Below are 20,062 nucleotides of genomic sequence, written 5' to 3'. Positions count from 1 at the left end.
GTATGGGGCACGGGGAGTCAATAAGTGTCACGATCACTCGGGCGGTCGCAGCCTACGATGGAGTCCGTCCTACGGAACTCGATCCGCCGCTCTACGACGCGATCGATACGGATGCGCTCAATGCGCTATTTCGGCCGAGTGACAACGCTACCGACAACCGGTCGATTTCGCTCGAGTTTCGCTACGAGGACTATACGATCCGCGTCGCCGGCCCGGACGACATCGAAATCGAACTGGCCAACGCTACACCCGAATCTACGGAGACGAGGTAGCTTCGGAAACGACGAACCGAAGCGGCGCTAATCGAAATCACGATCGGAGGCCCAGTCGAGGCACGTCTCCAGGAACGTCTCGCCAACGTATCGAACTCTTTTCGTGGACGAATCGTACAGGATGACGTCTGAAGCGGCGAGCTTCGGGAGGTGTGTGTGAACGAGCTCGATTTCGATCGTCCGCCGGTCGGCGTCGTCAGCGTGATCGTCGACGAACGTCGCGAGGTCGTCGACCGTCGCGACGGTCGATGTCCGCGTCGCAAAATATTGGACGGCGTATCGTCGGTGATCGTCTGCAAGAAGGCGGAATACGTCCCCGGGCGAGAGTTCAGGGCGGCGTTCTTCGTGATCCTCGAACCGAATCTCGTACTCGCTTGATTGGTAGTGATTGTCTAACATTGTTCGGATCAGTACCACTTCATCCATCATAAATCATGGCTTCGTTTTCAGCGAGTGTTTCCAGTTCTCGACCGATCGTGTTCGTCCGTACTATCCGTGTCTTATAACGTGGATTCGTTCAGCGAGTGAGGTATCGGCCATCCCGATGAGGTGATGGTATGGAACCGGTTCCACCGCTCGTCGAGCTAGCAGTCTACTTTTATTTCATCGTCGTTGCTGCGATCGGGACCGCGCTCTCGCTTCGAATCTGGTTCGCTCGACGGATCCAGGACGACGCAGACGGCGTTTCACACTGAGACGGACCCCGACGCCGAATTCGTCGACACACCGAATAGTCGGCAAACTATAACGTCCCTCCCGATCGATCTCGTACGGCTTGCCGCGTCGAGGTATCGCCACATCCCAATCCCACTTCGGAGTGTGACGGAACTGACTGACTGCGGTCCGTATCATACGGATTACTGTAACGATTTACCGGCGCACCCGCCGCCCGGGTCGCGGGTGCGCCGGCAATGATTTACAGTAAACCGTATCAGTCGTTTCGAAAGAGCCGATACGATCCCTGCCCGGTTACCACTTCCCGCGTTCGCCCGTCGGGGGTCGTACTCTCGACGACGACCTCACTCACGCCGATGCTCGAGCCCGCTCGAATAACGGTCGCCGTTCCGACGAGATCGCCAGTTGCAGGTCGGAGGTAGTTGACGTTCAGGTTGATCGTCGCGATGCTCGCCGCAAGCGGATCCTCGAGTTCCGTTCGAAGCGCGAGGCCGCCAACGGTGTCGATGAGCGTCGCTGCGACGCCGCCGTGGATATCCGCTCGTCTGTCGTTCGGTGCGTTCGATCTGGTGTTAGTCAGTTTCTCATCGTACGGAATCGACAACGTCATCGTTCCCTCGTCGACGCCGTCGACGGTCGTCCCGAGCCACGAGAGGAACTCCTGGTTATCGTCGATACTGGTCTGGATGATCTCCGCCAACTCGTCGAGATCGCCCGCCAACGCATGTCGATCATCGCTCATAACGGGCTATCCGCCGGGGAGATCCTTGATGGCTCCGTTTCACGCCGGAAGCGTAAACGAGAACGTCGTTCCGTCACCGGGTTCGGATTCGACCCAGATTTCGCCGCCGTGGCGTTCGACGACGCGCTCACAGATCGCGAGTCCGATCCCGACACCGCCGTGTTCGTCCCGGCCGTGAAGCCGCTCGAACACTTCGAAGATCTGTTCGTCCTGTTCGGGATCGATTCCGATCCCGTTATCTCGGATCGAAACGGTCCAGGCGGATCCGCTTCGTTCGGCCGCGACGTGAACTCGTGGAGCGTCGCCGCCGTATTCGATCGCGTTGTCGAGGAGGTTCTGGAACACCTGTCGGAGCTGACTCTCGTCCCCCTCGACCGTCGGGAGTCCCGCTGTCGTGACCTCGGCGTCGGTTTCTTGGATCTTCACTTCGAGGTCGACGAGTACGTCCTCGAGGACGGCGTCGAGATCGACCGGTTCGAACGCGTTCCCCTGCGTTTCGACCCGGGAGTACGCGAGCAAGCCGTCGATCATCTCGCGCATTCGCTCTGCACCGTCGATCGCGAACGCGAGGAACTCCGTTCCGTCTTCGTCGAGTGCGTCCTCGTATCGCCGTTCGATAAGCTGCAGGTAGCTCGAGACCATGCGAAGGGGCTCTTGCAGGTCGTGGCTCGCGGCGTAGGCGAACTGCTCGAGACGTCTGGTTTCGGCCCGGAGTTCTTCGACGGATTCCCGACGGTCGAAGTAGAATTTCACGAGCGTCGCGAGCGTCTCGATCAGCGCTCGCTCTTCGTCGACGAACGGTTCCTCGATTCGCTCTGTCGGCGTCTCCGTGAGGACGACTTCGATCGTAATCGGCGTTCCACTGGCTGTCTTCGTATGGGTGGCGATCGACCGCTCGAGCGGTCCGTACCCGTCGGTGGCCACTTCGTGCTTGCCGACCGAAACGCGCGCAGCGGTCAGGTCCGGATAGCGAAACGACTGAAGAAGTTTCGTTGCGAACTCGGAGAGGAGCTCGTCGATCGGCTGGTCGTCGACTTCGAAGAGGTTCGTGGCGAGCTGGACGGCGGTGAGTTCCTTTTTGCGTTCTTCGAGGTCTCGCTTGCGACGCCGTGCCAGCGCTTTCAGATCGGTGATATCCGTCGCCGTTACGACGACCTGTTCGGGGTCGCCCGCCTCGTCGGTGATCGGCGTGGCGTTTATCGAGAGCCAAGCGCGGTGTCCGTCCGGCCGATCCAGGAGGATCTCCTGATCGTACAGTGGGGCACCGGTCTCGAACACGCGGGTTGCGGGATGCGTCTCGACTCCGAGGGACTCCTCGAACAGGTTCCGTTGGTCGCTGGTCGCTGTCGAAACGTCGTCCGACGAGACGTCGAGCAACGTCGCCATCCGTTCGTTGACTCTGCTCGTCGATCCGTCCGAATTCACGACGGCGATACCGACGGGGCTCGTCTCCAGGATTTGCTCGGTCAGATCTCTCTCGCGCTGTAACTGCTGTTCCCGTTCCCAGCGATCGCTCATATCGCGGGTGATCTTCGCGTATCCCTGCAACTCGCCGTCGTTTCGGATAGCTGTGATCGTCACGTTCGCCCAGAACGTGGATCCGTCTGCGCGGACGCGCCACCCTTCGTCCTCGACCGACCCTGTCTGTCTCGCCCGTGAGAGATTGCGTTCCGGGACACCGTTTTCTCGGTCAGTATCGGTGTAGAACAGCGAAAAGTGATCTCCGAGAATCTCCGCCGGCTCGTATCCTTTGATCCGTTCGGCACCCTCGTTCCAGCTGACGACACGTCCGTCGCGATCGAGCATGAAGATCGCGTACTCGTCGACCGCGTCGACCAGCATTCGGAACCGGTACTCACTTTCTCGTCTGGCCCGCTCGGACGCTTTTCGATCCGTTACGTCGTAGTAGAGTTCGATGCGTCCTCCGGCGAACTGTCCGGACTCGATCGGTTTACTCCGGTGTTCGAGCCAGCGCCCCTCACGACCGTCGCCGGCTGTGATCCGACACTCGAACTGCTCGACGTACGTGTTGTCGTCGTACGTCGCGAGCACCGTTTCTTCGAACGTCTGGGGCTCCACAAACCGATCCCGAATCGTCTCTTCGATCACCGCTCGCTTGTCTCGGCCGATGACGTCGGCCCGATCCACGCCGAAGTACGTTTCCGTGGTTTCGTTCACCCACGCGACGTCGAACTTCTCGTCGAGGACGAACACGCCGACGTCCGCTTCGTCGATGACCGAGGCGAGCGATTCGTCGGTCCCTCGGGTCGACGAATCGACACGGCGTTTCCGAGGGTGATCCTCGAGCGCTCGAACGACGCCGACGGTTCCGTCGAACTCGCCGTCGGAGGAGAGGGGACTAAACCGCAACTCACAGGCGACGTACTCGCCGTCCGCAGTCACGATCTCGAGGTCGAGCGCGCTGTCGCCGTCATCGTCGGTTTCGTCGTCGACGTCCGCCTCGAGTCGAGAGTCGATGGCACGCTCGAGCCGGTCGACGTCGTCCTCCTCGAGGACGGTCGAGACGTGTTCGTCGAGGAGTTCGTCCCGGCCGTAGCCGGTCTCCTCGAGGAAGCGATCGGTAACTGCGACGAACCGCCCGTCGGCGTCGAGCTGGTAGATGCCGGTGTCGACCGCGTCCGCCAGCGATCGATACGCCGTGAGGGCCGTGCGTTCGTCCGTCCGATCCAAAAACGACCCGTCCGAAACTTCGGGTCGGTCTGCCATACCGGTAGTATCGGCCGAAGTGCGGATAAGTACACCGCTGAAGTATCACTGGAACCGACACCGACCACGACGGCCGTGAGTCACCGCCACGCGTGAGGCTTAACCCGCGGTACCGAGTAGACGGACGCATGTCGACAGTTACTCTCGTCGGTTCCCGATTAGCCGAGCCGGGAACCGAGTTCGTCTATCAGGGGGAAGCCGACGGTTGCGCCGGCTGTCCGTACCGAAGTCAGTGTCTCAACCTGTCGGCCGACACCCGATATCGCGTCACGTCCGTTCGAGAAAACGCCCAGACCCTCGAGTGTGCCATGCACGACGGCGGCGTTCGCGCAGTCGAGGTCGAGCCGGTTTCGATCCGGGCGACCATTCCGTCGAAGGGAGCCTTCGCCGGGAGCAAAGCGAGCCTTCCCGGTCCGTGTCCCTACGTCGAGTGCCCGAGCCACGAGTACTGCGAGCCTGACGGTCTCGCCTTCGACGCGGAGTATCGGATCGATGAAATCGTCGGCGATCCGCCACACGACGTCTGTCATCTCGATCGCTCGCTGGAACTCGTCGAACTCGAGCCCGGCGAGTGAACGGACAGGCTTTGTGCCTGCTCTGCAGTAATCGCCCCAGTACTCTGCCGGGAGGCCGACCCACTCATACGGTCTATTGTAAGTCGTTACCGGAGCGACCGCAGGACGGCTCGCGGTCGCTCCGGTAAAAAGTCACAGCAAACCGTATCACTCGGTTTTGAGCTCGTCCTCCAGGCGGCCCGCGTTCGCGTCGCTCTCGAGACGGTCTTCCTCGGGTTCGTTCTCGAGCCAGGTTCCCGCCCAGCACTCTATTTCACCGAAGACGGGCTCGAGCGATCGCCCCTTCGGAGAAAGGCTGTAATACGTTGCGATGGGGGCGTCCTCTTCGATTCGTCGCTCGACGAATCCCATCTCGCCGAGGTCGTCGAGGACGCGCGAGAGCGTTCGAGCGTTCGCGCCGGTCGAGCGCTTGAGTTCGTTGAACCGCTGTTCGCCGGAGAGGAGTTCGTGGAGAACGGCCAGTCGCCACTGCGAGCCGATCTGTTCTAACGATTCGATGACTGGACAGGCGTCGGGAGGTCGTTCGCTCGCTGTCGTCTGTGGGGATGCCATCTGTCTCTGTCCGTTCGTTCGGCGCGGACCACTATAGCAGTTCGGTATCGAACGAGGTAACATCATGTTACCTTTTGGTCGACGACCGCCGTCGTGAGGTCGGGGGTCGTACAGGCTGCTGTCAGTCGGTTCCAGCTTCGGCTGTCTCGCTTCGTTCGGCGTCCCACAGACGTTCGATTCGTTCCACTGCATCGAGACAGAGGGGAGCTGATCCCACCGCATGAGGCGGTAGTTCGAAGGCGACACGACAGCGCTTCGCGCCGAGGTCGTCGACCCGGTGAGTGGCTCCCATCGCACCGGCGATCCGCCACGTCCAGCGACGATCCGCTCGATCCGTGACGACGAACGGCAGCCAGACGCCGGGGACGCGAATTCGACCGGACGTTCCCGCCTGAATCCGGCGATCGGTCGATTCGACGCCGACGATGGGTAACCACTCGGTCCACCGAGTCGTATCCACGAGAAGGTCCCAGACCTCCGCTGGCGGCGCTTCGAACACGTGCGAGACCTCGAGTCGACGTCCGTCCTGCGTCCGTGTTCGCTGGATCCGCGTCATCATCTTCTCGTACGGGTGCCACGGATATGGGGGTTTGGTCGAACCGACGGTCGAGTGACGTCGATCGGTGGACTGGAAAAACCCGCCTCCTCGAGAACCGGCTTCGACGTGCCGGCTAGTCGCGGTTGAACGCGTTTCTGACTCGGGTGGTGATGGCGCTGTCGTCAGTTCCGCTCGAGTCTCACTCGACGACGACTCGAGTTCCGTACCCCGGCTCACCGATGACCTCACCGTCTTCGAAGACGATCTCACCGCGGACGGCGGTCGCGACCGGCTTACCGGTGAACGATTCGCCCTCGAACGGCGTCACGCAGTTTTTCGAGTGCAGTTCGTGTCGATCCTCGAGCGTCCACGTCGCGGCGGGATCGACGACCGTAAAGTCGGCGTCGGTTCCGATCTGGAGCGATCCTTTCTGTGGGTACATTCCCCAGACCTGTGCGGGACGGGTCGAGTGACGACGGACCCACTCCTCGAGCGTGAGGCGTCCCTGATCGACGAACGTGAGCATCGCCGGCACCTCGGTCTCGAGACCGACGAACCCGGAGATGGCGTCCCAGGTGTTTCCGAAGGGATCGTCGACTAGCTTTTCTTCGTCAGTGTGGGGTGCGTGGTCGGTCGCGATACAGTCGATGACCCCATCGTCGATACCGATCTTCCAGAGACGGTCGCGCTCGTCTGCGTCGCGGATCGGCGGCTGAATCCGCGCCGGATTTCCCTTCTCGTGCATCACTTCTTCGGTAAACCAGAGGTAGTGCGGCGTCGTTTCCGCGGTCACGTCGACGCCGCGGTCCTTGCCGCGGGCGACGGCCTCGGCCGCGGAGCCGGAGGAGACGTGGAACATGTGAATCTTCGTTTCCGTCCCCTCAGCGAACGTTATCATCCGCTCGACGGCCTCCCGCTCTGCGATCACCGGCCGTGAGTGAGAGTGATCGATCGGTTCGTTCCTCCCCTCGGCTTTGAACAGTTCGGTGTAGTACTCGATGATCTCGCCGTTTTCTTCGTGAAAGCCCAGTCGCTTGCCAGTTCGACGGATCCGTTCCATCGCCTCGATGATCTCGCCGTCACTCGGCGGTGGAACGTCACCGACCGTCGAGCCGAGAAAGATCTTGTATCCGAGGACGCCGGCCTCGTCCAGTTCCGGAATCAGATCGAGGTTTTCAGAGGTGACGACCGCGTAACTCTGGAAGTCGACGTGGGCCGAGGTCTCGCCGCGTTCGTACTTCAACTCGAGGTGTTCCGGCCTGTCAATGACGGGATCCGTGTTCGGCATTCCGACCACGGTCGTCACGCCGCCGGCTGCGGCCGCGCGGGTCGCAGACTCCCAGTCCGCCTTGTACTCGAGGCCGGGCTCGCGGTTGTGGATGTGGCAGTCGACGATACCGGGAACCACCGTTGCGCCGTCCACGTCGAGGGTCCGATCCCCGTCCGGGAGTCGATCGCTTTTGCCAACGGCGACGATCGTTCCGTCCTCGACCGCGACGCCCGCGTTCGACGATCGGCCCGCGGGTGTGACGACGGTACAGTTGCGCACGACGAGGTCGACGCTCATTGCTGTGGCGTTGCCGAGGCTCGTGCATATATGCTTCTGTTGGTTCCCCACGATCCGCGGGCTGTCACCGTCCTGATCCGCGGCCTGTGGATTGTCACCGTCTCACTTCCTGTAGGGGGCCACTACCGTCCGGTAGACGTGTCATACTAAACGCCACTGGAAACTTTCCGAAACCAATGGGTTCGCCAGCGATTCGCGACAGCACGGTGCTCGTGACCGGCGGCGCGGGATTCATCGGGAGCCATCTCGTCGAAGCACTCGACCCGCACAACGACGTCCGGGTGCTCGATAACTTCTCGAGCGGCGATCGCGCACACGTTCCCGACAGCGCAACCGTGATCGAGGGCGACATCGGTGACCCGATCGCCCTCCAGCGAGCGGCGGACGGCGTCGACATCATCTTTCACCACGCGGCGCTCGTCAGCGTCGCCCAGAGCGTCGACGCCCCCCGACGGAGCAATCGAACCAATCTCGATGCGAGCCTGCTCGTTCTCGAGCAAGCCAGACGGGAGGACGCCCGCGTTGTCGTCGCCTCGAGCGCAGCGGTCTACGGCCATCCCGACGAGCTCCCGGTGAGCGAAACGACCTCTCGCGATCCGACCTCGCCGTACGGCGTCCAGAAGCTCGCACTCGATCAGTACACCCGTCTCTATGCGGACCTGTACGGACTGGAAACGGTGGCGTTGCGGTATTTCAACGTCTACGGCCCTCGCCAACAGGGCCCGTACAGCGGCGTCATCTCGACGTTTCTCGAGCAGGCGCGTTCGGACGAACCGATCACGATCGAGGGGGACGGAAAACAAACCCGGGACTTCGTCCACGTCAGCGACGTCGTCCAGGCGAATATTCAGGCCGGGACCACGGCCGCCATCGGGGCGGCGTACAACGTCGGGACCGGTGAGCGAACGTCGATCCGCGAGCTGGCAGAGACGATTCGGGAGGCGACTGACTCCTCATCACCGATCGTTCACCGTGACTCGCGTCCCGGCGATATCAGGCACAGCGGCGCAGACGTTTCCAGAGCGAAACACGAACTCGGATTCGACGCTCGCGTCGGTCTCGAATCCGGCGTTCGTGCGCTCGTCGACGGGACCGAACTCACGCCACGGATTGTCTGATCCGTCCCGACCGATTCGGACGAGTGTGGGGCGCGCTCTCCACCAAAATAACTTTGTGGGGGGTACTGAGTCATTTCGCTCGAGTCGTTCCGACGGATTCGTCGAAAAGGCGTGAATGCGATCTATCGAGCGGCGAAACTGATCCGTGTACGTGAGAGATAACTATCGGTATCGCCCGCCTCACGAAATGGTATGATCGATAGCCTCATCGTGTTCGGCGTCAGCCTCCTGATCGGTGCGCTCGGGATCTACGTCGGCGCGAAAGTCATCGTCGACGCCGAAGACTACACGTACGCGATAATCACTGCACTTATCGGCGCGATCGTCTGGGGGCTGGTCGGATTCTTCTTCGGATGGGTTCCGCTCCTCGGTCCGCTTCTCGTCTTCGTCGCGTACCTCGCGGTAGTCAACGCCAGGTATCCCGGTGGATGGGTGGATGCGGCCGCGATCACGATCGTCGCGTGGCTTTCGGTACTTGTCGTGCTCTACGTGCTCGCGTTCCTCGGCGTCACCGGCTTCGACGCCGTCGGGGTTCCGGGCGTCTGATCGACGTGCTCTGCTTCTGTCGACGGATAGTGAGTCTAGTAACAGCTGCACCGACATCTTACTCCAGTGGCTCCGTAAGCGTTTGTCACAAATCGCCTCTTACTCGTTACGCGCGGGATAAATTCGAACAAATCGTTGTGAACGTCCGAGCGAGTTTATCTGGAACCTGCGAGAACAGCATGTCAGAGCAGTAGACGTTCCATGTTCCAACGGGCTCCGGCCGCCCCTTCGGATTTGCTGACCGTCAGCCAGACCCGACATACAACGGCAAAACACCAGTATATGTTCTATAAAAAATACTTTGGTGAACGACAGCGACTGTCCGACGAGTAAGCCAGAGACGTTCGGTTCCAGACCCAATGAGAATTCAGTTTCAGCACTCGATTCGCGCCGTCGACGTTGTCGCTACGACTACCGGTACGGCCGTCTATTCGATCGAGGACTGGCACCCGCTCGGACTAAAGCCACGATCTCCGCTTGCCGTCAGTGGAGACCCGCACCTGGCCGCACTGGTCGGTATCGTCGCACTCGCCTTGCTCGGTGGCGTTCTCGTTATTCGAAACCGCCTCGAGAACCGGTCGTCGCTTTCGACCGCCGGCGAGCTCCCCAGAGAAGAAATCGTGACCGACCGCGAGCGGATTCGAACGCTCCTCAGTGAAAACGGTGGACGGATGAAGCAGTCGAACATCGTCGACTCCGTCGACTGGTCCAAAGCGAAAGTGAGTCGGCTGCTAGCCGAACTCGAAGAGGACGACCAGGTCACGAAGCTTCGACTCGGGCGTGAGAATCTGGTCTGTCTGCCAGGAAACGAACCGTCAGCGACACGGTCACCGGAGCACTCGAGCAACGAGTGAGAGTGCTGCAGCGTGGCTCATCGTCGGAGCGTCTCTCACTGGCTCGTATCCCATCGGCTCGATTCACCGAATCGTATTTGATTGCATGACAGTTTCTCAATCGAACTCGTTAGGCCGTGTGATCGGTCGTATAATTGTGCTTTTCTCGAGTTGAACGGCCTGCCTAACACAGGCCTCGAGACGTATGCTCCTGTTTCTCCGCGAAATGGTTGCGCCGGTTTATGCGCCGAAACATCGTTGATCCGGTGCCTTCATGGCACAATAATGAACGCACGCAATCAGTTACTCGTAGTACTCACTGCGCTGATGATGGTGTGCTCGAGCGGGGCGATGGTTGCTGGGGCGGCACCAGCTACGACCGTCGACGAGCACGACACCGACGCGAGTGAGCACGAGCTACTCGACGATGTATCGCTGACAGTAACGATCGAACACGCGGATATCTTCGTCGTTCACGACATGGACGATGTCCCCGACGATGAACTCGAGGACGACGATGTGAACGACAATGGACTCGAGGACGATGACGCGGACGATAACGGACTCGAGGACGACGACGCGGACGATAACGGACTCGAGGACGACGCGGACGATAACGGACTCGAGGACGACGACGCGGATGACAACGGCCTTGAGGACGACGACGCGGATGACAACGGACTCGAGGACGACGAGTACGATACCGATGACCACGAGGACGAGTACGTCGAAATCTCGGACGCAGAGCTCGAGGTAACGATCGAGCAGGCATCGATCACGCAGATCGGTGCCCACGCGGACGAGAATGGTAACGACGACGTGGACGACAACGGACTCGAGGACGACGATGCGGACGATAACGGACTCGAGGACGACGATGCGGACGATAACGGACTCGAGGACGACGATGCGGACGATAACGGACTCGAGGACGACGATGCGGACGATAACGGACTCGAGGACGACGATGCGGACGATAACGGACTCGAGGACGACGATGCAGACGATAACGGACTCGAGGACGACGATGCAGACGATAACGGACTCGAGGACGACGACGCTGTAGATCGCGACGAGTTAGACGTGACCGTCGAGCACGCGACGGTCTTCGTCGTTATCGAAGACGGTGACCTACCGAACGACGATGCAGACGAGAACGACCTCGAAAGCGTCGACATCGATCAGGCAACGGTCTTCGTCGTTATTGACGAATTCGATGATGACGCTGACGAAGAACTGACTGACGAGGAAGCTGATGACGAACTCGACGAGGATGGTGTCGACGACGATGCCAATGCGGTAGACGACGTCGATGACAACGAATCGGTTGTCGAGGGCCACGAGATCAGCATCGAACAGGCGACGATCATCGTCATGGTTGATCTCGATCAGCTCCCGGCAGTCTCACCAGTTGATGATACCGACCTCGAGGACGATGACGCGGACGACAACGGACTCGAGGACGACGACGCGGACGATAACGGACTCGAGGACGGCGATGCGGACGACAACGGACTCGAGGACGACGACGCGGACGATAACGGACTCGAGGACGGCGATGCGGCCGACGGTGACCAAATCACAGTCACTATCGAGCAGGCAACGATCTTCGTCTATCTCGAAGAAGCTGACGACGAGATCGAGGAAGAACCGGTTGAAGAAGACCCAGTCGAAGAGGAGCCGGTTGACGAAGAACCTGAAGAAGACCCAGTCGAAGAGGAGCCGGTCGATGAAGAGCCCGAGGAGGACCCTGTTGAGGAGGAACCATCGGAATCCTTCACCGTTGACGCGCTCGATGCACCCGAGAACGCAACGGTCGGTGAACCGATCACTGTCACGGCAACGGTCTCCAATCCGGGCGACTCCGAAGACACGCAGGACGTGCAGTTCCGACTCGACGGCGACCTCGTCGAGTCACAGGACGTAACACTCGAGGCGGACGAGACCGACGATGTGGTATTCGATATCGAGACGGAGGGTCTCGAAGCCGGTGAGTACTTCCACATGGTTCTAACGGACGAGTTCGGTGAGGTCGCCGTTCTCGAATTGACCGAGGAAGAACCGGTTGAGGAAGAGCCGGTTGAAGAGGAACCGGTTGAGGAAGAGCCGGTCGAAGAGGAACCGGTTGAGGAAGAGCCGGTTGAAGAGGAACCAGTCGAGGAAGAGCCGGTTGAAGAGGAACCAGTCGAGGAAGAACCCGAGGAAGATCCTGAAGACACCGACGAGCCGGTGCCCGCGAACGTAACGTTCGAAGATCAGGCCACTGACGGTCAGACCGTCGTCGTGGACGAAGTGACGATGGCCAGTGGCGGGTTCGTGGTGGTTCACGATAGCAGTCTCCTCGTCGGTGACGTCTTCGGTAGCATTCTCGGGGCATCCGACTACCTCGAGCCGGGGACTCACGAGAACGTCGAGGTAACGCTCGAGCAACCGCTCGAGGAAGACGAGACGCTGATCGCGATGGCACACCGCGATACGAACGATAACCAGGAACTCGACTTCGTCGAGAGTGACGGTCAAGAGGACGTTCCGTACGAAGTCGCTGGCGAACCAGTGACCGACGACGCGATCGTCACGCTCGAGCAGGCCAACGGTGACGACGTCGCTGATGACGGAGAGGATGTCGCTGATGACGGTGACGTCGACGAGAACAACGGCAACGACACGGCTGAACCGATGGTCAGTTCGGCCCGATAACATCCCATCTAGCGGACGGAGCGTTTTGCGTTCTGATTTATACGGCACATCAGTTACCCACGACGAGTACTCCTCAGGTGAGCAACCGATAGAGACTGCTCATCGCAACCGCGAGCAACACCAGAACGCTCGAGAGCACGGGGTCGATACGCGAGACCACCGGAAGGTTCGGTCCGGCCAGAGCGATGACGAGCAGCCCGATGACACAGACCGTGAGATGAATCCAGAGGATCGTCGAATACTGATCGTCGTGTCCGTTGATGTATCTGAGGACACTCTCGAAGTTGGGACCTGCCGTGATCGTTTTCGCGTCGGAATCGTATTCGATGACGGCATCTTCTTCGAGCTGTGGCAGATGGGTCTGTTGTAAGGAAACGTAGACGCTCTTATAGAGGTTGCTCGGTACGGACGACGAATCGGATTCTCTCGACGCGATCTCGGTCGCGATATCCGAGACGTCGACTTGCCCGGTTTCGCGGGCGAGCAGCTGAACGATCGCTCGCCGCCTGTCGTTTCCGAGGATATGAAACACCTCGCTTTCTGCAAGTGAGTCGGAACGACTCGTCTGGACAGACATAGATCAGGACGAAATCACGGGCACGGTATCAGCGGACAGTCCATCGGTAACCTTCATTCACGACTTCTGTTTCATCGACCACCGACTTTAACCTGCGGTATTTATTCCTTTCCGTAGCAACTTGTATTTATCGGGCGGCTGTCTCGCGATCCGTGGCGGCACCGAGACCGTGTCGCGATCGTCGATTGCCGAGCCACGTACCGTTTACCCTCGAGAGTCCGTAGACGCCCTTTGGAGTACACGATGCTCGGCAACACCGGAACGACGGCGCAACCGGACGGGTGCTCGCGGTTCGAGGCGAAGAGTCACAGGTTTTTTGCTGACACGCCGTCGACCGGAAGGAGTGAAACTGGTCCACGAGCCCGATGATGGCGAGGAGGCGGTGCTCGCCTCGAGAGTCGACCTCGCGGATTCCGTGCTGAGCCAGACTCGTGGGCTGATGTTTCGTCGGTCGCTCCCCGACGAGTACGCGCTCGCGTTCCGGTTCGATGCGCCGTCGACGCGGGACGTCCACATGCTGTTCGTCTTCGTCCCGCTTGACGTCGTCTGGGTCGACGACGGTACCGTCCGGCGCGTCGAACGTCTCAGGCCCTGGCGCGGGTTCGCTCGGGAGAGGGCTGATCTGATCGTCGAGCTTCCGGCCGGAGCTGCAGAGGAAGTCGATCCGGGCGATCGGCTCGTACTCGAGGATCGATAGCCGGCCCGGTCAGTCGACGATGACGACTTCGCCGTCGTCGATTCGAACGTCGAGTACGCTCGTCACGTCTCGAGAGTCGGCCGCTCGATCGACGTCGACTCGTCGGAGGACGGTCACGACGTCGACGATCTCCGCGCCGATCGTTTCGAGTCCCGCACAGACGGCGTCGACCGTTCCGCCCGACGATAGGACGTCGTCGACGATCACCACCCGGTCGTCGGCGTCGACGCCGTTTACGAAGAGCTCGTCCTCGCCGTAGCTGGTTTCCTGATGGATCGCGACCTCCGCTGGAAAGCCGTACGAGCGTTTGCGGACGACGACGAACGGAATGTCGGTCGCGAGCGAGAGAGCCGTTCCGTGGTGGATGCCCATCGCCTCGGGGACGACCAGCCTGTCGACGGACTCGAGATCGACCCGATCGATGATCGCATCGGCCACCGCACGCAAGACGTCGGGTTCGACGGAGAGGATGCCGTCGGTGACGCCGTGGACGAAGTACTCGTAGCCGTTGCGATCGACGATAGGTGCCTCCCGAAGCGACCGCGTGAGCGGCTCCAGGCTCGGATCCATACGGAGCCCAATGGTACCAACGTGCATGGGTGTATTGGTCGTTCCATCGTCGGTGCACCCGTGGCAGAGTCCTGTGATCGTCCTCGCTCCGGTCGGCGTCGACTCGCGAGCAAACGAGCGTAATCGGCGGGTTTAAGTCGCGGCCGTTCGATAACTCGAGTTACATGGCTCGAGATTCGTTCTCTACGCCGGACGACGAGGATAGAGGAAGTCGGGGCAACCCGGCTGGGCGTGAAATTCCGCGGCGACACTGATCGCAGTTCATCACTCTTGCCTGTACAACACTCCACCGAACAGACGATTCCATCGGATCGCACAGTCCGTCTTCTCGATACGACGCTTCGCGACGGCGAACAAGCACCGGGCGTCTCGCTGTCGCCCGACGAGAAAGTCGAAATTGCCCGCGCGTTAGAGCGTACGGGTGTCGACGTCATCGAGGCTGGCAGCGCCTGTACCGGCGCGGGCGAACGCCAGGCCATCGCACGCGTCACCGATCTCGATCTCGAAGCGACCGTAACCAGCTTCTGTCGCGGGATGCGATCGGACATCGATCTCGCGCTCGATTGCGACGTCGACGGGGTTCACATCGTGGTCCCCGCGAGCGACCGTCATGTCGAGGACAAGGTCGGAACGTCCCGCGAGGACAACCTCGAGAGAACCGCCGAACTCGTCGAGTACGCCACGTCTCACGATCTCTGGGTCGAGGTCATCGGAGAGGACGGCTCCCGTGCCGATCTCGACTATCTCGAGGAACTCGGCACGACCGCCCTCGAGACGGGCGCAGACCGGACCTGCTTTGCCGACACCGTCGGCCACACGGGTCCGGAACGAACCGCACAGGCGGTCGAGAGGCTCGCCCAGCTGGGCCCGGTCAGCGCGCACACTCACGACGATCTGGGACTCGGCGTGACCAACGCGCTCGCGGCGATTTCGGCCGGTGCCGACCTCGTTCACTGCACAGTCAACGGACTCGGTGAACGCGCCGGAAACGTCGCTCTCGAGGAGGTGGCGATCGCGCTCTCGCACGTCTACGGCGTCGACACCGTCGAACTCGAGGAACTGTACGACCTCGCACAGATCGTCTCGCGCTCGACGGGCGTGCAGTTGCCGCCGAACAAGGCCGTCATCGGGGAGAACGCGTTCACCCACGAGAGCGGCATCCACACCGACGGCACGCTCAAAGACGACAAGATGTACGAGCCCTACGCTCCCGAGACGGTCGGGCGCGAACGCCGAATCGCACTCGGCAAGCACACCGGCCGCGCCGGGGTCAAGGCCACGCTCGAGGAACACGACGTGGAGGCCGGCGACGACGAGATCGCCGAGATCGCAACGCGCGTGACCGAACTCGGTGATCGCGGCCGTCGCGTCACCGACGCCGACCTGCTCGCCGTCGCTGAAGACGTTACCGGCGACGACCGCGAGCGCGTCGTCGAACTGCTCGATCTCACCGCCACCAGCGGCGGGGCCGTCCCGACCGCCAGCATCCGACTCGAGGTCGCCGGCGAGGAACGCGTCGCCAGCGGCACCGGCTCGGGACCCGTCGACGCGGCCGTCTCCGCGGTGCGAGAAGCGCTCGGCTCGGCGGCCGACGCCGAACTCGAGTCCTACCGCGTCGACGCGGTGACGGGCGGAACGGACGCCGTCGTCACCGTCGAGGTCACGATGGCCAAGGACGACCGCTCCGTGACCGTCGCACGAAGCGAAGCCGACATCACCCGCGCGAGCGTCGAGGCGATGGTCGACGCCCTCGACCGGCTACTCGCGGTCGAAGCCGAGCCGCTCGCGCCGGCCGACGACTGATACGGTCCCCTGTCCCAAGCGCTTTCTCGCCGCTAGAAGGGCTTTCGACTGATCAGATCCCATGGATCGAGCAGGTACACCGCCGCGAGAAACAGCGCGAGCGCAACGACGAACAGCCGCGCGATCACGCCGCTGGTGGACGTAACTCCCGGCTCCAGGGTCGTTGCTATCAGTGCCGCGACCGCGATCCAGATCGAACCGACGAGTATCCGCTGGCGACGCTCCATACGGCACCGTTCGACCGCGGAACGAAGAATCCATCCTCTCGAGTCGGACCGCCGGCCGGCGTGTCGATCGGGCGTACTCGGCGTGACGGTCGACTCGGCGTGACAGCTCTGGATTCGACGGAACTCCGGCGCTACAGTGATAGTTCGTTGAACCCGACTGTTTTCTCGTCGAGAACCGTCTTTCGATTGTCGACCTGCCCGACGTCCGCGTAGGCGACCGGCCCCTCGACCTGCTCGGCGTTCGCGCCCGGCTCGTTGCCGATGTACGTGACGTTCGGATTGGTGTTGAACTCCTCTAGGAGCTTGAATCGCGAGCCGTCGTCGCCGAACTCGGCTTCGAGAAGTTCCATCGCGTCCTCTTCGTCCATCTCGTCCGGCTCTTCGTCTCCGTCGAGGATCGCGATCGCCTCCTGTAGCTCGTCGTCATCGTCGGGGGCTTGCTCTCTGGCGCGGGCGAGCGGGACGTTCTCGAGGTACTGTCGCGGATCGCTGTCGGGATCGTTCATATCGCCGAACTGGATCGCACCGGGTGGGCAGGCGTCCTCGCAGGCGGTCGTCCCGACCATGTCTTCGCCCATCTGGCCGTCCTGTCGGGCGGGGTCGAAGATGCATTTCTCCATGACGCCGCGTGGACCGCGGCTGCTGACCCACCGGTCCCGGTCGTCGTAGATCATGTCCTCGTTGAGCTCCTCGTCGGGAACCTCCGGGTCGTCCCACTGGAAGTAGTTGACGCCGTAGGGACAGGCGACCTGACAGTACCGACAGCCGATGCAGACGTCGTAGTCCGTCAAAACGAGTCCGCCGTCTTCGCGGGTGTGACGGGCCGTCGTCGGGCAGACTTTCTCACACGGTGCGTCGGTGCAGTGCTGGCAGGGCCGGATCAGGTAGTTGAAATCGCGGGCGGTGTCCGCCTGCTCCGGCTCGGGCGACTCGACGGTTCCGTCGTCGTAGGCCAGAATGTACATCCAGTTCGCCCCCTCGTTCCAGTTGTGTTCTGCGTTGCAGGCGACGACACAGGAGAGACAGCCGTCACAGCTCTCGAGGTCGAGCGCCATCCCCCACTGGACGTCGTCGCCGTCTGCGGTGTCGTCTGCGTCGTCATCCTGGGCCGCGACGCTCGGATCGGCCTCGGTACCGTCGTCGGTCGCGGTGAACGCACCCAACCCGAGGGCGCCGGCTCCCGCGCCCATTTTCTTCATCACCGCGCGTCGCGATTCGTCGTCCGCACCCAGTCGGGAGAGCGCTCCCTCGAGTCGTCCCTCCTCTCGAGCCGACTCGACTCGCTCGGCCATCGGTCGGTCGTCCTCCCCGAACTCCTCCAGGATGGCCTCGTGGTGGCGGTCGTAGAACTCCGATTCGGAGAGCTCCCCTTTCGTAAGCGCCATGGCGTCTTTGGCCATTTCCATGCCGAGTTCCGCGTCGTACTCTCCCTCCTCGAGCATGGCCTCGTACCGATCTTCCGCCTCGGTTCCGAGCGGGTGAAACGGCTCTTCGCCCCGGCCGTCGTCACCGTTCTTTCGGTCGTCACCGGTCCTGTCGTCGTCGTTCGAACTCATCGAATACCGTCACCTCGAGAAACCGAACGGCTGGCATCCACCCTCATGTGTGTCACTACCACGTCAGTTTGTCCATCGAGACGGAAATAAGAGACAGCCCTGCGAATGACGGGGTAGGGGCGCTTTCGAGCGGATCGCCGCTCGAGGTGGTAATCTCTGTTCCGCGTTCTCCGCTCACGGATACCGAGAACACGCTGTGCGGTGCTCGGAGATGTTGTTCGCGGAAAAGCGCCGAGAGGGAGATTTGAACAACGCGAAGACGATCACTCTCGCGTTCGCTCGAGTGCTGCGTCTTCTCTCGTTCAAACTCCCCTGTTTCGTTTTCAGCAGCACGGTCGACTCGCTACGCTCGCCGATTTGTGCTGCTGAAAACGCCGAGAGGGAGATTTGAACTCCCGAGTCCGTGAGGACAGCAGATTTCGAATCTGCCGCCTTGGCCGGGCTAGGCTATCTCGGCTCACCTCCACCTACCCGGGAGACGTTTTTACCGGTTTCGATTCGTCTCGTTGCCTGCGATCGGTTCCGACTCGAAGAGCGAAATTGACTTGGCACGAGCGGCCGACTCACCTCCCATGAACGTCACGCAGGCCAGCGACGAGTGTACGGCCATCCTCGAGACGATCGGCCGGTCGGTCATCTGCGACCGGGAGTTCATCGAGGAAATCCTCGTCGCGGTCGTCGGACGCGGCCACGTTCTCGTCGAGGACGTGCCCGGAACGGGCAAGACGCTGACCGCCCGGAGCGTCGCCGCCGCGCTCGGACTTTCCTTTTCGCGCATCCAGTTTACGCCCGACTTACTGCCCTCCGACGTCACCGGCACCCACGTCTTCGACGAACGCGAGCGCGCCTTCGAGTTCAACGAGGGACCGATCTTCGCCAACGTCGTGCTGGCCGACGAGATCAACCGCGCGCCGCCGAAGACCCAGGCCGCCCTCCTCGAGGCGATGGAAGAAGGACAGGTGACGACCGACGGCGAGACGCGCGCGCTCCCGGACCCCTTCTTCGTCATCGCGACCCAGAACCCGGTCGAACAGGAGGGCACGTTTCCGCTGCCCGAAGCGCAGGTCGATCGCTTTCTTGTCAAGTGTTCGATGGGATATCCAGACGAGGAGGGCGAAATCGAACTCCTGCGGCGACGTGCGAGCCGGGAGACGACCAGCCCGAGCGTCGAGACGGTTCTCGAGCCCGAGCAGGTCGACCGGCTCCGGTCGGTTCCCGAGTCGATCCGCGTCGACGAGGACCTCCTCGAGTACGTCGCCGCCCTGGCTCGGAAGACGCGAACCGACGGCCGCGTCGAGGTGGGCGTCTCCCCGCGGGGCACCCAGCGACTGTTCGAGGCCGCGCGAGCGTACGCGACCGTCGTCGGCCGGGAGTTCGTCACGCCCGACGACATCAAACGCGTCGCCCACCCCGTTCTCACCCACCGGCTCGTCCTGACGCCCGACGCGACGGTCAACGCCGTCGACAGGCGACGGATCGTCGACGACGTCCTCGAGTCGGTGCCCGTGCCGACGCTCGAGGCGACCGCGGACGCCGGTTCAGACTGATCCGATTTCCGGTACGCGGCGCACGCTGGCGATGCGTCCGAGCGACGCGAGGACGTATCGACGACGCCGTGCGAGGGGCGAGTGAGCGAGCCTGTGAGCGAACGAGTCGGTTGGGGAGGGTGAGGCTACGGCTGGGGAAAACGAGTCGGCTGATGAAGGGGGCTTAGCGCCTCGATTCAGCTAAATCGCCTCGAGCGCTCGATTTCTTCCACTTCCTTCGAACACCACTAGAATCACACCAAC

The 20,062-nt window shown here is 61.8% G+C and carries 20 protein-coding genes and 1 tRNA gene; 10 read left to right on the top strand and 11 right to left on the bottom strand.

Annotated elements, in window-relative coordinates:
- The first annotated feature begins 2 nt into the window (after positions 1 to 2).
- Positions 3 to 272 (top strand): HalOD1 output domain-containing protein, encoded by a 270-nt coding sequence (locus tag EA462_RS06555; protein ID WP_124177753.1) that lies wholly within the window; start codon positions 3 to 5, stop codon positions 270 to 272.
- 27 nt (positions 273 to 299) lie between these two features.
- Here EA462_RS06555 and EA462_RS06550 read toward each other — a convergent pair whose 3' ends face one another.
- Positions 300 to 671 (bottom strand): DUF7344 domain-containing protein, encoded by a 372-nt coding sequence (locus EA462_RS06550; RefSeq protein ID WP_124177752.1) that lies wholly within the window; start codon positions 669 to 671, stop codon positions 300 to 302.
- Positions 672 to 829: 158 nt separating this feature from the next.
- On the opposite strand from EA462_RS06550, the gene EA462_RS17240 reads away from it, so the two are divergent.
- Positions 830 to 967 carry a hypothetical protein gene (locus EA462_RS17240; protein ID WP_165872026.1) on the top strand — a complete coding sequence of 46 codons (138 nt, stop codon included), beginning with the start codon at positions 830 to 832 and terminating at the stop codon, positions 965 to 967.
- 236 nt (positions 968 to 1,203) lie between these two features.
- Here the strand turns inward: EA462_RS17240 and EA462_RS06545 are convergent, their stop codons facing one another.
- Positions 1,204 to 1,689 (bottom strand): PaaI family thioesterase, encoded by a 486-nt coding sequence (locus EA462_RS06545; RefSeq protein WP_124177751.1) that lies wholly within the window; start codon positions 1,687 to 1,689, stop codon positions 1,204 to 1,206.
- Between the two features lie 39 nt (positions 1,690 to 1,728).
- Complete coding sequence (locus EA462_RS06540) at positions 1,729 to 4,416, bottom strand: PAS domain S-box protein (RefSeq protein ID WP_124177750.1); 2,688 nt, start codon at positions 4,414 to 4,416, stop codon at positions 1,729 to 1,731.
- 128 nt (positions 4,417 to 4,544) lie between these two features.
- Here EA462_RS06540 and EA462_RS06535 point away from each other — a divergent pair, with 128 nt between their 5' ends.
- Positions 4,545 to 4,991 (top strand): UPF0179 family protein, encoded by a 447-nt coding sequence (locus EA462_RS06535; protein WP_124177749.1) that lies wholly within the window; start codon positions 4,545 to 4,547, stop codon positions 4,989 to 4,991.
- Positions 4,992 to 5,138: 147 nt separating this feature from the next.
- Here the strand turns inward: EA462_RS06535 and EA462_RS06530 are convergent, their stop codons facing one another.
- The 3 genes from EA462_RS06530 to EA462_RS06520 form a co-directional block, all read right to left on the bottom strand.
- Positions 5,139 to 5,543, bottom strand: coding sequence for a winged helix-turn-helix transcriptional regulator (locus tag EA462_RS06530; protein ID WP_124177748.1), 405 nt, complete (start codon positions 5,541 to 5,543; stop codon positions 5,139 to 5,141).
- 121 nt (positions 5,544 to 5,664) lie between these two features.
- Entirely contained in the window at positions 5,665 to 6,099 is a 435-nt protein-coding gene (locus tag EA462_RS06525; protein WP_124177747.1) for an SRPBCC family protein, read from the bottom strand.
- 181 nt (positions 6,100 to 6,280) lie between these two features.
- A complete protein-coding gene (locus tag EA462_RS06520; protein WP_124177746.1) occupies positions 6,281 to 7,648 on the bottom strand; it encodes a dihydroorotase in 1,368 nt (455 codons plus the stop codon).
- Between the two features lie 176 nt (positions 7,649 to 7,824).
- On the opposite strand from EA462_RS06520, the gene EA462_RS06515 reads away from it, so the two are divergent.
- The 4 genes from EA462_RS06515 (at position 7,825) to EA462_RS06500 (ending at position 12,842) form a co-directional block, all read left to right on the top strand.
- Positions 7,825 to 8,766 carry an NAD-dependent epimerase/dehydratase family protein gene (locus EA462_RS06515; protein ID WP_124177745.1) on the top strand — a complete coding sequence of 314 codons (942 nt, stop codon included), beginning with the start codon at positions 7,825 to 7,827 and terminating at the stop codon, positions 8,764 to 8,766.
- Positions 8,767 to 8,958: 192 nt separating this feature from the next.
- Positions 8,959 to 9,312, top strand: coding sequence for a hypothetical protein (locus tag EA462_RS06510; RefSeq protein ID WP_124177744.1), 354 nt, complete (start codon positions 8,959 to 8,961; stop codon positions 9,310 to 9,312).
- 359 nt (positions 9,313 to 9,671) lie between these two features.
- On the top strand, positions 9,672 to 10,166 hold the full coding sequence (locus tag EA462_RS06505) for a helix-turn-helix transcriptional regulator (protein WP_124177743.1): 495 nt from the start codon (positions 9,672 to 9,674) through the stop codon (positions 10,164 to 10,166).
- Positions 10,167 to 10,430: 264 nt separating this feature from the next.
- The gene (locus EA462_RS06500) at positions 10,431 to 12,842 is read left to right on the top strand and encodes a DUF7282 domain-containing protein (RefSeq protein WP_124177742.1); all 2,412 of its coding nucleotides are present in this window, start codon (positions 10,431 to 10,433) and stop codon (positions 12,840 to 12,842) included.
- 73 nt (positions 12,843 to 12,915) lie between these two features.
- Here the strand turns inward: EA462_RS06500 and EA462_RS06495 are convergent, their stop codons facing one another.
- Positions 12,916 to 13,419 (bottom strand): DUF7344 domain-containing protein, encoded by a 504-nt coding sequence (locus EA462_RS06495; protein WP_124177741.1) that lies wholly within the window; start codon positions 13,417 to 13,419, stop codon positions 12,916 to 12,918.
- Between the two features lie 343 nt (positions 13,420 to 13,762).
- On the opposite strand from EA462_RS06495, the gene EA462_RS06490 reads away from it, so the two are divergent.
- Positions 13,763 to 14,116, top strand: coding sequence for a DUF192 domain-containing protein (locus tag EA462_RS06490; protein ID WP_124177740.1), 354 nt, complete (start codon positions 13,763 to 13,765; stop codon positions 14,114 to 14,116).
- Positions 14,117 to 14,125: 9 nt separating this feature from the next.
- Here the strand turns inward: EA462_RS06490 and hpt are convergent, their stop codons facing one another.
- Entirely contained in the window at positions 14,126 to 14,686 is a 561-nt protein-coding gene (hpt, locus tag EA462_RS06485) for a hypoxanthine/guanine phosphoribosyltransferase (RefSeq protein ID WP_124177739.1), read from the bottom strand.
- Between the two features lie 270 nt (positions 14,687 to 14,956).
- On the opposite strand from hpt, the gene EA462_RS06480 reads away from it, so the two are divergent.
- Complete coding sequence (locus tag EA462_RS06480; RefSeq protein ID WP_124177738.1) at positions 14,957 to 16,489, top strand: (R)-citramalate synthase; 1,533 nt, start codon at positions 14,957 to 14,959, stop codon at positions 16,487 to 16,489.
- Between the two features lie 32 nt (positions 16,490 to 16,521).
- Here the strand turns inward: EA462_RS06480 and EA462_RS06475 are convergent, their stop codons facing one another.
- The 3 genes from EA462_RS06475 to EA462_RS06465 form a co-directional block, all read right to left on the bottom strand.
- Entirely contained in the window at positions 16,522 to 16,716 is a 195-nt protein-coding gene (locus EA462_RS06475) for a hypothetical protein (protein WP_124177737.1), read from the bottom strand.
- A gap of 131 nt (positions 16,717 to 16,847) precedes the next feature.
- A complete protein-coding gene (locus EA462_RS06470; RefSeq protein WP_124177736.1) occupies positions 16,848 to 18,272 on the bottom strand; it encodes a 4Fe-4S ferredoxin N-terminal domain-containing protein in 1,425 nt (474 codons plus the stop codon).
- Positions 18,273 to 18,644: 372 nt separating this feature from the next.
- Positions 18,645 to 18,729 (bottom strand) — tRNA-Ser (locus tag EA462_RS06465).
- 115 nt (positions 18,730 to 18,844) lie between these two features.
- On the opposite strand from EA462_RS06465, the gene EA462_RS06460 reads away from it, so the two are divergent.
- Positions 18,845 to 19,819, top strand: coding sequence for an AAA family ATPase (locus EA462_RS06460; RefSeq protein ID WP_124177735.1), 975 nt, complete (start codon positions 18,845 to 18,847; stop codon positions 19,817 to 19,819).
- Positions 19,820 to 20,062 lie beyond the last annotated feature (243 nt).

The sequence above is a fragment of the Natrarchaeobius halalkaliphilus genome, from assembly GCF_003841485.1.
GTDB lineage: Archaea > Halobacteriota > Halobacteria > Halobacteriales > Natrialbaceae > Natrarchaeobius > Natrarchaeobius halalkaliphilus.
The sequence above is the reverse complement of the archived record's forward strand: the minus strand, read 5'-3'. Positions and strand labels throughout refer to the sequence as shown.

Excerpts from the sequence above, each read along its gene's own strand:
- EA462_RS06525 (WP_124177747.1), bottom strand. The coding sequence starts at position 6,099 with ATGACGCGGATCCAGCGAACACGGACGCAGGACGGACGTCGACTCGAG.
- EA462_RS06500 (WP_124177742.1), top strand. The coding sequence starts at position 10,431 with ATGAACGCACGCAATCAGTTACTCGTAGTACTCACTGCGCTGATGATG.
- EA462_RS06530 (WP_124177748.1), bottom strand. The coding sequence starts at position 5,543 with ATGGCATCCCCACAGACGACAGCGAGCGAACGACCTCCCGACGCCTGT.
- EA462_RS06555 (WP_124177753.1), top strand. The coding sequence starts at position 3 with ATGGGGCACGGGGAGTCAATAAGTGTCACGATCACTCGGGCGGTCGCA.
- EA462_RS17240 (WP_165872026.1), top strand. The coding sequence starts at position 830 with ATGGAACCGGTTCCACCGCTCGTCGAGCTAGCAGTCTACTTTTATTTC.
- EA462_RS06515 (WP_124177745.1), top strand. The coding sequence starts at position 7,825 with ATGGGTTCGCCAGCGATTCGCGACAGCACGGTGCTCGTGACCGGCGGC.
- EA462_RS06520 (WP_124177746.1), bottom strand. The coding sequence starts at position 7,648 with ATGAGCGTCGACCTCGTCGTGCGCAACTGTACCGTCGTCACACCCGCG.
- hpt (WP_124177739.1), bottom strand. The coding sequence starts at position 14,686 with ATGGATCCGAGCCTGGAGCCGCTCACGCGGTCGCTTCGGGAGGCACCT.
- EA462_RS06535 (WP_124177749.1), top strand. The coding sequence starts at position 4,545 with ATGTCGACAGTTACTCTCGTCGGTTCCCGATTAGCCGAGCCGGGAACC.
- EA462_RS06545 (WP_124177751.1), bottom strand. The coding sequence starts at position 1,689 with ATGAGCGATGATCGACATGCGTTGGCGGGCGATCTCGACGAGTTGGCG.
- EA462_RS06460 (WP_124177735.1), top strand. The coding sequence starts at position 18,845 with ATGAACGTCACGCAGGCCAGCGACGAGTGTACGGCCATCCTCGAGACG.
- EA462_RS06475 (WP_124177737.1), bottom strand. The coding sequence starts at position 16,716 with ATGGAGCGTCGCCAGCGGATACTCGTCGGTTCGATCTGGATCGCGGTC.
- EA462_RS06470 (WP_124177736.1), bottom strand. The coding sequence starts at position 18,272 with ATGAGTTCGAACGACGACGACAGGACCGGTGACGACCGAAAGAACGGT.
- EA462_RS06505 (WP_124177743.1), top strand. The coding sequence starts at position 9,672 with ATGAGAATTCAGTTTCAGCACTCGATTCGCGCCGTCGACGTTGTCGCT.
- EA462_RS06540 (WP_124177750.1), bottom strand. The coding sequence starts at position 4,416 with ATGGCAGACCGACCCGAAGTTTCGGACGGGTCGTTTTTGGATCGGACG.
- EA462_RS06495 (WP_124177741.1), bottom strand. The coding sequence starts at position 13,419 with ATGTCTGTCCAGACGAGTCGTTCCGACTCACTTGCAGAAAGCGAGGTG.
- EA462_RS06510 (WP_124177744.1), top strand. The coding sequence starts at position 8,959 with ATGATCGATAGCCTCATCGTGTTCGGCGTCAGCCTCCTGATCGGTGCG.
- EA462_RS06550 (WP_124177752.1), bottom strand. The coding sequence starts at position 671 with ATGTTAGACAATCACTACCAATCAAGCGAGTACGAGATTCGGTTCGAG.